Raw genomic sequence first — 13,546 nt, 5'->3', positions numbered from 1 at the left:
TTCACTTTGCTTTTATTTCCACCTAACCTTAGTTTGAGGTGCTATGGGTTTAGTGATTACTTTGTTTCCTTCTTGATTTGAAACGATAACCGAACCCACAGTAATTACAGTATCCGTACCAATGATAACATTAGGACCAATAAAACAGGATGCTCCTACCCATGCTCCATCTTTTAAGGTTATAGGGCCATTACGGTAAGGCATAGCAGGCTCTCTATAATCATGATTTCCACCACATAAAAAACTACGTTGGGAGATACACACATTGTTTCCAATAGTAAATTTTTCAAAATTCAATAAAAAAGCTTCCTCACCAATCCATACATGATTACCAATTTCAAGTTTCCAAGGAAAATGAATATTTACCCTTGGTTTTATGACTAGACTTTGCCCAATTTTAGCGCCAAATAATCTTAGTAGCTTTGTTTTTAGACTACTTGGATAGGGCAGAGCACTAAGAAAGAAAATTACCTTAATTAAATACCAACATAGTTCTTTAAACCTGCTAGCACCGCGATCTAACCCAACCGAAGCGTTAAAATCTTTTAAGGATACTTTTGAAGTTTCTTCTATCATATGACCTGCGCTTTAAGGTTGTTAGTCAAACTTCTGGCCGCTTGTGCCACCGTAAAATGTTTCTGGTAAACTGCGTAGGCATTTTTACGCATTTGGGTAAACTCATCGTTCGTAAGCTTTGAAGCCTGTTCAAGTAACTGGCATGTACCCTCGTAGGTGTCTTCCGTTACTAGGCCCCCATCACCTTCAGCAATTTCTCTCCAAATATTAACTTTGTTTGAAATTAGAACAGGACAATTACAGGCTAATGCCTCTACAACGGCTATTCCAAAATTTTCTTGATGGCTTGGTAGTACAAACGCTTTTGCGCCAGTAAAAGCAGCCCATTTTGCATTGCCAGTGACCATTCCCGCATATATGATGTTGCTCTTTAAGAAACTGTTACTCTGAACAATTTGATCTAAGCTTTTTCCGAATTCTGAGTCCATTCCTGGTCCTGCGATAACCAGTTTTGGTAATTTATCTTTTGCTGTTTCAAATGTAGCGTATGCCTTTATTAGATTAAGAAGACCTTTCTTTGGGTGTATCCTACTTAGAAATAATAGATACTCTTCATTTGGTAATAGGCCACATTTTTTTTTGAATGCCGTAATGTCTGTTGCTTCTATTGGTGTAGGAGGTAGAATGCCGTAACCTACATTAATTTCATTTTTTGGACGGTAGCCGGTAAAAGTTTCACGGGCCAAGACCAATTCTTCTTGGCAAGTAAATAAAATACCGTCTGCCCCATTAAGAGTGTTCTTTTCAACTAGATTCCAAAAAAGTTGATTTCTAAGGGCTTTTATTTTGCGGTCTGGAGCTTTTTGGAAATAGGGGTCCAGCATGCCGTGAGGCATAATGAAAAACTTAGGAGTTTTCTTATTTTCTTTTTTTAGCCAATTTATAGCCTTTCTAACGGCATAGCCATAATATTGCCACAGGCCATGAACAATGACTACATCGTAAGATGATAAGTTTTCTTTAAGCCATGCAATTAATTTGGGGGCATAACCCCATGGTCCTTTTCCTGGGCCTAGTTTAAAAATCTTAAAATCATCTTGATTCTCCCATTTCGTAGCTTCACCGTCAATAGAAACAACAGAATTATCTGTTTCTAAAGTCTGCATTTCTGGAATTGAATTACGAATACCTTGACAAGGCCCTCCATAAGAAGGATCCATACTCTCTATAACTCTAAGAATTTTCATGCTGCCCATGTTTTAAATTATATACCTTGGTGTAGATATCATTTATTTCAGCAATAGTTTTGGTGCTGTCAAATCTCAAGGCATTTTCTACCCCCTTTTGTTTTGCATTTTTGAGTTCTTCCTCTCCTTTGCTCAAGAAGCTTTCTATTATGTTGGATGCACTTTTAGCCCATGAATCTAGGTTGTCAAACTTGTTTACATTTTCGATGTAAACAGCAGCTTCTCCGCCAACTTCGTTCATTGGAGCACTATTTGTAGTTACTACGGGACAACCGCAGGCCATGGCTTCCGCTATTGGCCAACCAAATCCTTCTGCTAAAGATGGAAATACGAAAACAGAAGCACCTTGATAAGCCTGCTTCACCATATCGTCTGACAAACCGGAAGAAAAAATAATATCATTTTTGTATTTAGAATTGGCATATTCTTTTTGTGTACGCTCGTCAGGTGCGCTGCCAATCAATACTAATGGAATTTTTAAAGCGGAAATATCGCGCCAATAGTTATAAATTTTAATTAATCCAATACGGTTTTTGTAAAACTGATTGCCGCCAACATGTAGGAAATAACCATTAGCCATAGAGGCATTTAAAAACTTTGTCAAGTTTTCTCGCGCAGTTATTTGACTACCTACTTCAAAAAGAGAATTTAAGCCATTATATACATACGTACTTATCTGAGGTTTCTTTGGAAGTAAGTCTTCCAATTCCAACATGGTATTTTTTGAAACTGAAATAAAATTTTCAGCTTTGCTAAAACCGTTATATATCATTTTCTGGTACAATTTTCCTGTAGCCCCTACTGGATTCGCGCTAACCTCACCTTTAGCCGACTTAAAAGCCAAAAAATCATGACAGTGAACTACATGTGCTTTATTGGAAATGATAGGCGCCCAAAGGCCTAGAGCTTGATCTGATAGGACATAAAGATTCTTTTGACTGGTAAACCGAGTTTGGAAAAACAGGGATAACGAAAAAATTACATATTGATCAATGTACCCAATCCATTTTTTAGCAGCTCCTTTTAGAGGGAGTTTAGAGAGGTAAGGTTTTGGCCTTACAACTTCAACAGAATGACCAAGTTTCTGCATACCTTCAGAAAGATAGCTTGCAAAGCGAGGCATGCTTTTACTGCCAAAAAAAAGAGGGTGAGATAATATTATAATTTTCATAGTTTTCTAATTGTTACTGGTGCCCGGTTAGCTGAAATGGTTATGGTTGATTAAAAATTGTTTTAATTCAGGGCTTCATATCTTGTATCTTACTAGGGTTAACTTTTGGCGGTAAACTGGATTAGTTTAAGGTAATTCCTGTCTAAAAATGTCATTTTCCATCGGATTGAATGTTTTTCTAAATGGTAGCAACAAACTATAAAAAGAGGTAAAAAGAGTAACTGATAAATTAGACTAACCCCTTTCTCCTGAAAGAAAATGAGTAAAGGATAGTGTAGCGCGTAAATGGCGTAACTACCCTCTCCTAATTTGTAAAAAATAGCGTCAATAAATTTTTGGATTTTTTGTGTGTTTAAACCATCAGTAAGTATCATGGTAAAGTAGAAAATGCCGTTTAAAAGCATTCCTTTTCCTATTAATTCTATACTATCTGAAGGTATTTTTCCATTTGCAATGGTTATAGCAAGACCAACTAATAAATTAAGAAAAAAGAATAGGTTTTTCTTCTTCATCATAACAAAACAGTAAGAAGAAATGTATCCTTGTATCCATATAATAAAACCAATTAAGAAAAGAAAATATGGAATGAACACTACTTTTTTATTTATTATGATGCCAAGTAAAATAACAAGTAACAAGGCAACGTATTTAGTATAGAGTCCTAGTTTTTTTAAAAATTTTTTATTGATAAAGTATACTAAGGGAAATAGGACATAGAAAAACATTTCATAGGACAGGGACCATAAAGGACCATTCATACCATAGGGTATTACCCAAGATTCTGGTAATGAATCGCTGGTTTGTAGAAACACTAGATTTCCCATTAGATTGAGAAAACTAAAATCTCTTAAGTACAATAGGTTTAGGCCAATACCGACTAGTAGTGATAAAAATATTGCTATCCAGTAAATAGGAAGAATACGCTTAAATCTTCTGTAAAAATAGCCGTTTATGCTTTTTCTATCATTTAGAGGGCGTTTAAGGGTGCTTAATCCTATTGAAAACCCCGAGATAATAAAAAACAGTAATACAGCTTCTTTGTTAAGCCCAGATACAAAATCAAAAATGACGAAAGACGTATCACTAAGGTTATTTTGAAAAACTTCTTTATTCAATTTGAAAATGTGGTGATATAAAACAACTAGAGCAGCAATACCCCTAATACTATCTAAAATTTTAAGCCGCCCGAATTCTCTTCTTTTAAGTTCTTCCATCATTGTTTGTTATTTAAGAATTTGTACTTTCTTAATCCTTTTAGAAAACTCATATTGTGATATAATATAATTAAGGGTAGTATAAATAAAAATAAGAGTACGAGATAATAATATTATTTTCACAAACTATAGTTTAAATTGAAACTAGGTATGAAGTTTCATACTTGGTCATTTTTTTTTTTTGATAAAGGCATTTTGTTTGACATAATAATAAGGTTTGTCTTGTGTAAAAATATTATTAAAGCAATAACTAGGGTATATGTAACAATATCAGCCAAAATACTATCTAATTTTTTTTCGGTGGCAAAAGCTAATTTGAATACAAAATAAACTACGTAAAGCGAAGCGATTGTTTTTCCAAAAAAAAATTCTGAACTATCAGAAATAAAAGTCAATAACTTAAAGACAATAAAGTATATTAAAACTGTGGCAATTGCGCCTAACATTGAGTAATCTGCCAAAGCCAAAAGGAGAACTGAGTCGGCTGAATCTTTATTGGTATGTTGCCTAGCTTCCAAGGTAAGTTCTGATCCGAGGCCTTTTGTTGGGTTTAGAACTTTTGGTATGGCATGGTCTATAGCACTTAACGTCAAATCGCCCCAAGTAATATCTTTGTCATTATCGTTTAGCGCCACCCAGTAAATTGCTCTATAAAGATATATGGCTCTGCTGTCTGTCAAGTTTGCAGCGCGATCGTTCGCATCATCCGAACTACTTATCCCATAATCATAAATAGCTTGTATAGAAGTTACTGGACTTTGTATTTCAAATTTTACAGGAGAGCGTCTTACAATATTATAAAATGGGAAATATACTAAGTACAAAAACATTCCAAAACTAAATGCGTATAGCATCAATTTTTTATTTATCAAATCTCTATTTAAGCTATAAAAAATAATTGCTCCAAACAAAATGAACTCTAGAAGGGTTCTTCTCGGAAGTAGTAGTAGGTTAACTAAAAATAGCAACAACGAACCAACCGCTAAAATATCGTATTTCTTTTCTTTGAAATTCTGAAGAAATAAAGTAATTGAAATAATCAGGCCAAGTGTAAAAATAGTGCCGAAAAGTTTTACCATCGAAGATTCCTCATAACTGGCGCGCACTCCTGCTTGTTTTATTTCTTCAAAAGCCGACATCGTTGACATATGCGGGACGTAATAAGTAAGAGCGAAAATCGGAAGAACTATAAGAACTAATTTTAAGGGCAGCTTGGCTTGAAGCGATGAGTAATTCTTCAAGAAATAAGTTACGTTTAATGGTGAATTCGATTGCGGTTTTACAAGATGGCTAGCAACTAATAAAGTAATAAAAAAAAACAGTAAATAAAAAAACACTAAAATTGAAGTCGTGCTCGATATTTTTCCAAGGACCTTATAAACTACTTCATCTGACTTTAGTGGAATCAAGACAAAATATAATGTGTTAAAAATTATAAGCAAATCAAAAAAGTTCAAATCTTTCTTTTTGAACAATTTTTTACTAACAAAAAAGAAGGGCAATAATAATATTAAAGATAATAGTTTAATTAAAAGCATAATTTTTTTTAGAAAGATTCAACTAGCATATTACTTTGATTTTATATTTTGTTTATTTCAATCCTAACACAATATTCAACATTTTTTCTACTGTCTTTTCGTTCGAATACCCTGATGCCTGACAACGTTTTAATCCTGCGTTTGAGATGTTTTTTCGCTCTTCTTCATTTGAAAGGTAGTATTTGCATATTTCAAGAAGTTCTTCATTGGATGAAAAAAATAAGGCTTCTTTACCTTCTTTGAATAATTCTAAATGTTCTTCTGTTCTTTCAGCTACCATAAATCCGCCACAAGCTGGTATTTCCATAGTTCGGGCAGTTTGCTGGTCATAATTCATTTTTCTTAAAAAGCACAAGGAAATTTTGAATGTTTGCAGGGCTTTTGGATAATCCTCTGAAAATAGACCAGGTAATATTGTTAGATTGTCATATTTGTCTTGATATTCATTCCATTTACCATCTCCAAAAACTTTTACTTTTACTCCATTTTTTATTAGATATATGATACTGTCGCACCGTTCTTTCTCCCAAACGCCTACAAATCCGACATCAGCAGCAAGTCTTTCTTTCTCTTTATTTGATATTTTTCTTGGGTAATGAAAATTTTCACTATATGTTTTATGAATGAAATTTACATTTTTGGCACCTAGGTTCATTAAATCGTTTAAAATGAAAGATTTTGTAGTAAAAGTGTAGTCATAAAAAGGAATACTTTCCAAATAGTTCTGACTTTGGTTGTGCCGCAACGCCATATTATCTGGAGAGAAACTCACTATTTTTGCATTGGGAAGTTTTTTTTTAATAAAAAGAAGAGTACTTGCATCTACAGTTAGTCCTTTGTCAATCCATACTATATCATAACCATTTTGAGTTATTAGTGTTCTGATTTTTTTGTTGACGTCCATCTGATCTGGCAGTTTCACTGGTAGACCCATCTGAAACGAGCGAAAAGCAATTCGATAAGCAAGAGAAAGACTTGTAGGGCCAGCTTCAACCTTGTCAATATAGGTAGAATGCTTTTTCAGAGCCTCATGCCTGTGAAAGGATGTATTACTCGTTTTTCTAAACCAACCTACAGATAATATTCTCATGCTTTTAACGAATTAAGTTTATTTTTTAGTTGTTTGTAGAGAAAACGAAAATCATCGTACCCATTAAGGAGCAGTTCTTTTGGAGACATTCCCATTAGCTTGGAACCAGCAGGTATTACTAAGAAAACTAAAATAATCTCTAGTGAAACTGCACCCATTGCTGCACCAACAAGACCATATTGTTTTGAAAACACATAAGTTAAGACTACCGAGAATAATGAAGCGCCAATACCGTACATAGCCATTTTCCTTGGTTTGTTCACGGCGCCAAAAACCATTTCGGTCGTCCACCATAGTGAATTTAATAACATACCGGAAATAAATAAATACCAAACTGCCTTTGGAACCTCCAGTTCATTATTAGTCCATATTCGATAAAACCATAGCCCAAAAATAGAAAGAAGTATAAAACCGATTGATGACATAAGAAATACACTTAACATGGCAACTCGATATATTTTTTGGGCGGTTAACCAGTTTTGTTTTCCGATTTCAAACTGTAATTCCGGAAAAATTGCAGCTTTAATCATGAAGAATAATTGGTTCAGTGATCTGCTAAGTGTTCGCACCGTATTGAAAATAGCAACAGCTTCTGGTCCTAAAACAATGCGTACTATAAATGTGGTGCCTTGAAAATAAATAGCTTGCCATACTGGGGACATTAAATAACCCAGACCCTTTTTGGTGATATTTTTTTGAATAAGTCTATCTCTTTTACCTTTATGTGTTTTAAATAAACCTAAGACTTGTTTTCCTTTAATCCAATAGAAAAAGTTAAATGCCAAAACCACTAGAAGTTGGGAAAGCGCAAATTGAACTACACCATAACCTAATAACAACACAAATAGGCCGGCACCTAAATTTAACGCAGCGTATATTGATAATAGGTTCATACTCATAGCCGCTTTTTGTGCAGAACGGTAATAAGCTTGAAAAAGCTGAGAATAGAAATTTAGTAATCGCGCTAATATCAGAATCGAAACAGCTATTATAGCATCTGTTTTATGTATTAAAGACTTTTCAAAAACTTCAAAATAATTTAAAAAATAAATTGTGACTATACTAAGAAGCATTGCAATGCCTATCATTACTGTAATAATATACATACCAGTTTTACTGATATTTGCAGCTTCCTGTTTTTTATCGGATGCATAACTCAAAACAAAACTATTGGCGGCCGCGGTTCCGAAACCCATATCGGAAAATCCAATCACGGTAGGTATAATGGTTAAAGTTATCCATTCCCCATAATAGGCCGCCCCCCATGCCGAAATAAAAAATGGCACTAGAATCAATTGTTCCAGTACTCTCACGCTTTTCTGAAAAACGGAGGCTATTCCGTTATTAAGCAGCCTTTTTTTTAATGACATTTTCTAAAGAATTATTAATCGTTGATTTTAGGTCCGTAACCATACGTCTGTGCAGCGTTTGTGTCATTTAACAAGACCATTGTATTTCGTAGTTTTCCATTTTTATGAATGGACTCAATGGTTTTAGCATGCTCACTTTTTGTTACATTTTTTCGAACTACGTAAATCGTACCATCTATATATGCATTTAAAGCAAAAGCATCGGATATAACTCCAATAGGAGGTGTGTCAATTATGATGCGGTCAAAATCTTTCTTTAGTTGATTGATAAGTAGTTCTATTCTTTCGCTCAACATTAAACGGCCTACTTGATTAACCTCTGTACCTGCGCCTATTAGTGATAGGTTGTCAATGGTAGAATGCTTTTGAATGATGTCTGATATAGTTAGGTCTTTCTGTACTATAAAATCTGTCAATCCAGGAGTGTCCGACAAGCCAAAAGTTTTCATTAATTGTGGCATTCTTAAATCGAAGGATAGCACTATTACACGTTCACCATTAGAAGCCAAAGTAATCGCTAGATTGGAGGCAATAAAGGTTTTTCCCTCGCCTTGAACCGTTGACGTAATTAATAGCGTCTGATTCTTATTGGTCTTTTTAAGATATTCTAAATTGAAACAGAGTAACCGAAACAATTCTGCCGATGGAGTTCTGCTGTAGCCCTTGGTTGCTATCAATCCCCCATCTTTGCTTCTCGCTATTTCTCCCAAAATAGGAGCAGAAATTAAATTAGATAAATTCTCTATTGAAGTAATTTTATTATTTAATAGGTCTTTGGTATAAATCAAAGAAAATGGCAAGAATAACCCAATAAGTAAGCCGCCTAAATACATAGCTGTTTTGTTAGGGCTAACAGGGAAATTCCCTGCTTTTGGAAGACTGACTATTCTTGTAGAAGAAACAGGTGCTGCTAACGATAGAACTTCTTCCTCACGTTTTTGCAAGAGATATAGATAAAGTCCTTCTTTGGTGCTTTTATCACGGCTAATATCAACCAGTTGTCGCTCCATAGAAGGTACTTTGGCAATCTGTGCTTGATATTTATTCGCATTAGATTGCTGATTGCGCTGCGCAATCAATAACCTGTTTTTGGCGCTCCGTACATTTTCAACAATAGCCTTTCCTAAGTCATTTAATGTTCTGTCTAAATTAACAATAATAGGGTTGGCACTAGAAGCAGATTGTGCCATTTGTCCTTTTTGCAATAAAGTTTCATTATACTGGTCAATCATACCTGTCAAAGAAGGGTCATTGGCACTTAAAGATGCTGGAATTGGCGTGTCTGGATTTCCTTGCTGAAGGTACATTTCTATAGAGTTGATTACATTGATTTCAGTCTGGTAGTCTGAAATTAACTTTTTGTAATCATTGGCTTGGGCAATATAAAGCCCAGCATTGTCAGTGACATTGGTAGGGTCATTACTAGTTTTAAATTTCTCAACAGATTTTTCTACGCCTTCAATTTCGCCAGATAGTAATTTTAAGCGATTATCTATCATTTTAATTGTATTCTCGGCGAGTTCATTTTCGTATTTAATCATCTCCTCCACATAAGTCTCGATAAGACCAGCAACTAAATCTTCACCTTTTTTCTTGTTAATGCTCAAGAACCGGATACTTAATAAATTTCCATCAAGATTTATAAGGTCTATACTAAGATTCTGTAAAAAGGTACCTATCACTCGGTCAGTATCAAGAATGGTAAAGTACAATGGCTTCCCATTGTCTTCATATTTAGATGCTTCTTTTGCGTTAATGGTGAAAGTTCCAAAGGGCGCGGTTACAAGATCACCGTAGGTATGTTGCGTTTTGTAACTTTCGTTCTTTACCGTAGTTTCCAGTTCATATTCGGTGTCGTTGATGAATTTTATATAAATAGGTAGGTCATAAATTAAATCTGTAGCGGTCTCATCTACTAAAATTTCTATAGGTACATCCTCTCCATAAATCTCAACATCGCGAACTTTGCCTTCAATATAATAGTTGATATTTAGAGAACGGTCGGTAATAACCTTTTCCATTAAACCAGTTGATCGTAGTATTCCTATCTCATCTTCAACATTGGTATTACTTTTAATGAGACCTAAATCCTTTATATTTTGTGATTTCACGGAGCCTTGCCCAGTGTCTTGGTTCTTTACAAGAAGGGTGCTAGTTATTTCATATTGGGTTTCGGCTTTGTATCGTAAGTAAAGAAATACAGCTGCCAAGCAGACCACTAAACCTATGGCAAAAAGAGGCCATTTTTTTAAGTACTTTGAGATGAGTTTGGTAATATTTGTCTGTTCCATATGATGAAATCCGTTTAATGTAAATCTTTAAGTTGCTTGAATAAGAAGAGCGATGCTAGTTGCTTAGCCCTCCGTCCAGTTTGTTTTATGGTTGGTATTGGTAATTTTAAATTTGTTGCTTTATATCAAATTAATACAAGAAAAGGCATTTTTTGTTCACCTAAAACTTTTAGATACCTTTTAAAAATCAAGGCTAGATTATTGATTCCTAATCTGATTATTTCTTGTGTAACCTATTGATTTAATGTAAATTATTCTACTTTTTAAATTCTAAAAACGAATTTTTAAATCCTTTTAATAAGAATATGAGATTTAACATTTAAGCTATTTTTTTTAGGTTTATAGTACTTTTTTAATATGCATTTTCCTCTCCTCGCACGGCATTAATAACCGTTTGTACAATAATCTTTATATCTAATTTTAACGACCACTTCTCTACATAAAAAATATCTAGTTTGGTACGGTTTAAAATATCTTTCTTTTCTCCAATTTCTCCGCGGTATCCTTTTATTTGAGCGAGTCCAGTAATACCAGGTTTAACAAAATGACGCACCAAATATTTATCTACAGATACTTCGTAATCCTCTGTATGCAGCTCCATATGTGGTCTAGGGCCTACAACACTCATTTCGCCTAGAAACACATTTATAAATTGTGGTAACTCATCTATACTGGTTTTGCGAATAATCCTGCCTACGCGCGTTACACGCATATCGCCTTTAGTGGCCATTTTGGAATCAGCATCGGTAGAGGGGGCCATAGACCGGAATTTGTAACACCAAAAAGTTTTACGTTTTAGACCGTGTCTTTTTTGTTTAAAGTAAAGGTTACCTGGAGATTCTGATTTAATGAGAATGTACATTATTGGTGTAAGCCAAGAGAGAATGGTGATGATAACCAAAGATGAAAAGAAGAGGTCAAACGTACGTTTTACCACACGCGCAAAAAGCGTGTCCAACGGTACTCTTCTAAGGTTTAGTACAGGAACAGTTTCATAGAGTTCTATGAACATACCCCTAGAATAAATTTCCTTATTATCCGGTATGATTTTTACACGAATAAGGTTGTTGTCCGCAAAATCAATAAGGTTACGAAGTTCCTTGCTATTGAATTTAGAGGCTACACAGTAAATCTCATCTATGTCGTTTTCTAAAATATAGAGAAAGCAGTCCATGACCGGCCCAAGAAACGTAGGGCTTTTAGATTTCTTGTCGTCAAAGTAGCCCATGTAACGGTATCCCAGTTCAGAATCATCAAAAACTTTCCTGATTTTCTTTAAATTCTTGTCACGACCTAAAACAACTACTTTTACGGAGTTACCACCCCACATGCGGTATTTTCTTCGTAACCAGAAGAAAACTACCCGATAGGCCGTTAGCGCTACACATATCATGAGGTAGATAAACAATTGCTGCTCCAGAGATTTATAGATTCTTCCGGTAATGCCAAACAAAGCAAAATACGCAAGACCATAAATTAAATAAAGCTGAATAACTTTATGAATATTGGTAAAGAAACCCTCTTTACGTTTTCTGGTATAATAACTTAGTCCATATGTGATAAGCAACCAAGAGATATTATAATGTAAAATATAGTAAATGTGAGTGTACGTTTCCGGAGTAAGAAAATAGAGAAAACTGTTTATAATAAACAGGTGTACTGCTATTGATACAGGGATAATCCAGTCTGAGTTCTTGAAGTTTTTCATTTCCCTATTTCTGATAATCGTTTATAACTAAATATTCGATAGAATTAAAACCTGTGATTTGCGGTCTATACCAGATATTTTCGAAATATAGCTCTTGTAAGATTCCTCTTAGTGTTATCTTCATGGTAACAATAAATTTGTACAAGTTTAATAATCTTTTACACCTTATTCCATAAGATATTCTCGAGCTTCAGGGGGAGGTTTTTAATTGCGCTGGCAAATATATGATTTAGGGTAGTATAGCCCAACTAAATATCATTATTTAACCATTAGAAAATACACCAAAAACTATTTTTTAATCGTCCTCTAACAGATCAGCTCAATATTATCAGTGCTTGCAAGGAATTAGGCGCTTATTAATCTTATTTAAAAATAATTTTAAGCTTCTTCTCTTGACTATGTGAGGATTACATTTAATATTTTAATGTTGAAGGAGGTGACTATTCGCTTCTATGTGTCATAATTACAAATGTTTGGATTTGAGGTGCAATTTTTTGATTATTTCATAATAGATAGGACTTTTGAGTAGCATCTTCTAAAAGAGTAGCACAGTGAAGTTTTTTTAGAAATTTGTCTGTAGAAATTTAGACAAAATAAAAGGGAGCGTTCCCCAACGCTCCCTTTCCGAGTTATTATAATAACTATCTCTATGTTGAGATAGATATTCAACCTACTTATGAGTTACAAATATCCGAAAGTCTTACAAACGGCATTGATTCAAAAGGAATCATAATTGACTCATTTGGCAATCGCTAATTAATGACATAGCCCAATAACCAATACAAAATAATGAATACAAAGATTCCGCCAATGCAACCGCATTTGCCACCTCCTATTTTCTTTGCGCCCCAACCGGCCAAAATTGCTTTCAGAATATTTTTCATAGACGTGTTTATTGCGTTTTTATAGGTCCTGTTTTGTACTTGGTATTATAATCCATCTTTAGGCTTTGGATGTTGTTATTTAAATCTTCTGCCTGAGATTGGAGTAAGGCACTTGTGGTCTTAGGCAAACTATCAAAAGCCAACAGATTTTGATAATGTAAAACCAAGTTTTGCTCATTGGCAGTAAGTAAAACATTTACTTCCCTGTCCGATAAGTTCTTCTCCAACAGCTGTTTTTCAACTGACTCAAAGATAGGGGTATCCGTCTGAATAGAATTCGGCACTTTGTTTTGGGTGACCGAGTGATATTCGTCTGCTAATATTTTCTCAAAATCCTTTTCTTCAAAATGGCGTTTCTTGAAATAAATCTGCCATGTGGGATACCGGTCCGATTGTACTAGCGTACCATATGTTCGCTCGCAAGCGTGTGCTTGCGCTATAAGTTCATTAAGTGCATTTTCCCATGCGGTTCGTTCTCTTTCCATGTTTTTAGATTTAAAGGTTCTACGTTCGTTTT

The 13,546-nt window shown here is 34.6% G+C and carries 11 protein-coding genes; all 11 read right to left on the bottom strand.

Going from position 1 to position 13,546, the window contains the following annotated elements:
• Positions 1 to 12: 12 nt before the first annotated feature.
• The 11 genes from HW347_RS00665 to HW347_RS00620 all read right to left on the bottom strand — a co-directional run bounded on the left by HW347_RS00665 (position 13) and on the right by HW347_RS00620 (position 13,514).
• Positions 13 to 576: a WcaF family extracellular polysaccharide biosynthesis acetyltransferase gene (locus HW347_RS00665; RefSeq protein WP_214610044.1), complete on the bottom strand. Its 564-nt coding sequence runs from the start codon at positions 574 to 576 to the stop codon at positions 13 to 15.
• Positions 573 to 1,763 (bottom strand): glycosyltransferase, encoded by a 1,191-nt coding sequence (locus HW347_RS00660; protein ID WP_225901787.1) that lies wholly within the window; start codon positions 1,761 to 1,763, stop codon positions 573 to 575. The genes HW347_RS00665 and HW347_RS00660 overlap by 4 nt, the downstream gene beginning before the upstream one ends.
• Positions 1,750 to 2,934 (bottom strand): glycosyltransferase, encoded by a 1,185-nt coding sequence (locus HW347_RS00655; RefSeq protein WP_214610043.1) that lies wholly within the window; start codon positions 2,932 to 2,934, stop codon positions 1,750 to 1,752. The genes HW347_RS00660 and HW347_RS00655 overlap by 14 nt, the downstream gene beginning before the upstream one ends.
• A gap of 98 nt (positions 2,935 to 3,032) precedes the next feature.
• Positions 3,033 to 4,151, bottom strand: coding sequence for an acyltransferase family protein (locus HW347_RS00650; protein WP_214610042.1), 1,119 nt, complete (start codon positions 4,149 to 4,151; stop codon positions 3,033 to 3,035).
• Between the two features lie 155 nt (positions 4,152 to 4,306).
• A complete protein-coding gene (locus tag HW347_RS00645; RefSeq protein ID WP_214610041.1) occupies positions 4,307 to 5,686 on the bottom strand; it encodes a hypothetical protein in 1,380 nt (459 codons plus the stop codon).
• 52 nt (positions 5,687 to 5,738) lie between these two features.
• Entirely contained in the window at positions 5,739 to 6,776 is a 1,038-nt protein-coding gene (locus tag HW347_RS00640; protein ID WP_214610040.1) for a CgeB family protein, read from the bottom strand.
• A complete protein-coding gene (locus HW347_RS00635; protein ID WP_214610039.1) occupies positions 6,773 to 8,146 on the bottom strand; it encodes a lipopolysaccharide biosynthesis protein in 1,374 nt (457 codons plus the stop codon). Before HW347_RS00635 ends, HW347_RS00640 begins: the two co-directional genes overlap by 4 nt.
• 14 nt (positions 8,147 to 8,160) lie before the next feature.
• Positions 8,161 to 10,437, bottom strand: a complete 2,277-nt coding sequence (locus tag HW347_RS00630) for a GumC family protein (RefSeq protein WP_214610038.1) — start codon at positions 10,435 to 10,437, stop codon at positions 8,161 to 8,163.
• 352 nt (positions 10,438 to 10,789) lie between these two features.
• Complete coding sequence (locus HW347_RS00625; RefSeq protein ID WP_214610037.1) at positions 10,790 to 12,145, bottom strand: exopolysaccharide biosynthesis polyprenyl glycosylphosphotransferase; 1,356 nt, start codon at positions 12,143 to 12,145, stop codon at positions 10,790 to 10,792.
• Positions 12,146 to 12,897: 752 nt separating this feature from the next.
• Positions 12,898 to 13,029: a hypothetical protein gene (locus HW347_RS20730; protein WP_262886101.1), complete on the bottom strand. Its 132-nt coding sequence runs from the start codon at positions 13,027 to 13,029 to the stop codon at positions 12,898 to 12,900.
• Positions 13,030 to 13,037: 8 nt separating this feature from the next.
• The gene (locus HW347_RS00620) at positions 13,038 to 13,514 is read right to left on the bottom strand and encodes a hypothetical protein (RefSeq protein WP_214610036.1); all 477 of its coding nucleotides are present in this window, start codon (positions 13,512 to 13,514) and stop codon (positions 13,038 to 13,040) included.
• Positions 13,515 to 13,546 lie beyond the last annotated feature (32 nt).

Origin of the sequence: Zobellia barbeyronii, assembly GCF_018603515.1 — a bacterium.
Classification (GTDB): Bacteria; Bacteroidota; Bacteroidia; order Flavobacteriales; family Flavobacteriaceae; genus Zobellia; species Zobellia barbeyronii.
This window is presented reverse-complemented; position numbering and strand designations above follow the sequence as displayed.

What these genes read in the sequence shown, in the direction of transcription:
- HW347_RS00665 (WP_214610044.1), bottom strand. Translation starts at nt 576, where the DNA reads ATGATAGAAGAAACTTCAAAAGTATCCTTAAAAGATTTTAACGCTTCG.
- HW347_RS00660 (WP_225901787.1), bottom strand. Translation starts at nt 1,763, where the DNA reads ATGAAAATTCTTAGAGTTATAGAGAGTATGGATCCTTCTTATGGAGGG.
- HW347_RS00655 (WP_214610043.1), bottom strand. Translation starts at nt 2,934, where the DNA reads ATGAAAATTATAATATTATCTCACCCTCTTTTTTTTGGCAGTAAAAGC.
- HW347_RS00650 (WP_214610042.1), bottom strand. Translation starts at nt 4,151, where the DNA reads ATGATGGAAGAACTTAAAAGAAGAGAATTCGGGCGGCTTAAAATTTTA.
- HW347_RS00645 (WP_214610041.1), bottom strand. Translation starts at nt 5,686, where the DNA reads ATGCTTTTAATTAAACTATTATCTTTAATATTATTATTGCCCTTCTTT.
- HW347_RS00640 (WP_214610040.1), bottom strand. Translation starts at nt 6,776, where the DNA reads ATGAGAATATTATCTGTAGGTTGGTTTAGAAAAACGAGTAATACATCC.
- HW347_RS00635 (WP_214610039.1), bottom strand. Translation starts at nt 8,146, where the DNA reads ATGTCATTAAAAAAAAGGCTGCTTAATAACGGAATAGCCTCCGTTTTT.
- HW347_RS00630 (WP_214610038.1), bottom strand. Translation starts at nt 10,437, where the DNA reads ATGGAACAGACAAATATTACCAAACTCATCTCAAAGTACTTAAAAAAA.
- HW347_RS00625 (WP_214610037.1), bottom strand. Translation starts at nt 12,145, where the DNA reads ATGAAAAACTTCAAGAACTCAGACTGGATTATCCCTGTATCAATAGCA.
- HW347_RS20730 (WP_262886101.1), bottom strand. Translation starts at nt 13,029, where the DNA reads ATGAAAAATATTCTGAAAGCAATTTTGGCCGGTTGGGGCGCAAAGAAA.
- HW347_RS00620 (WP_214610036.1), bottom strand. Translation starts at nt 13,514, where the DNA reads ATGGAAAGAGAACGAACCGCATGGGAAAATGCACTTAATGAACTTATA.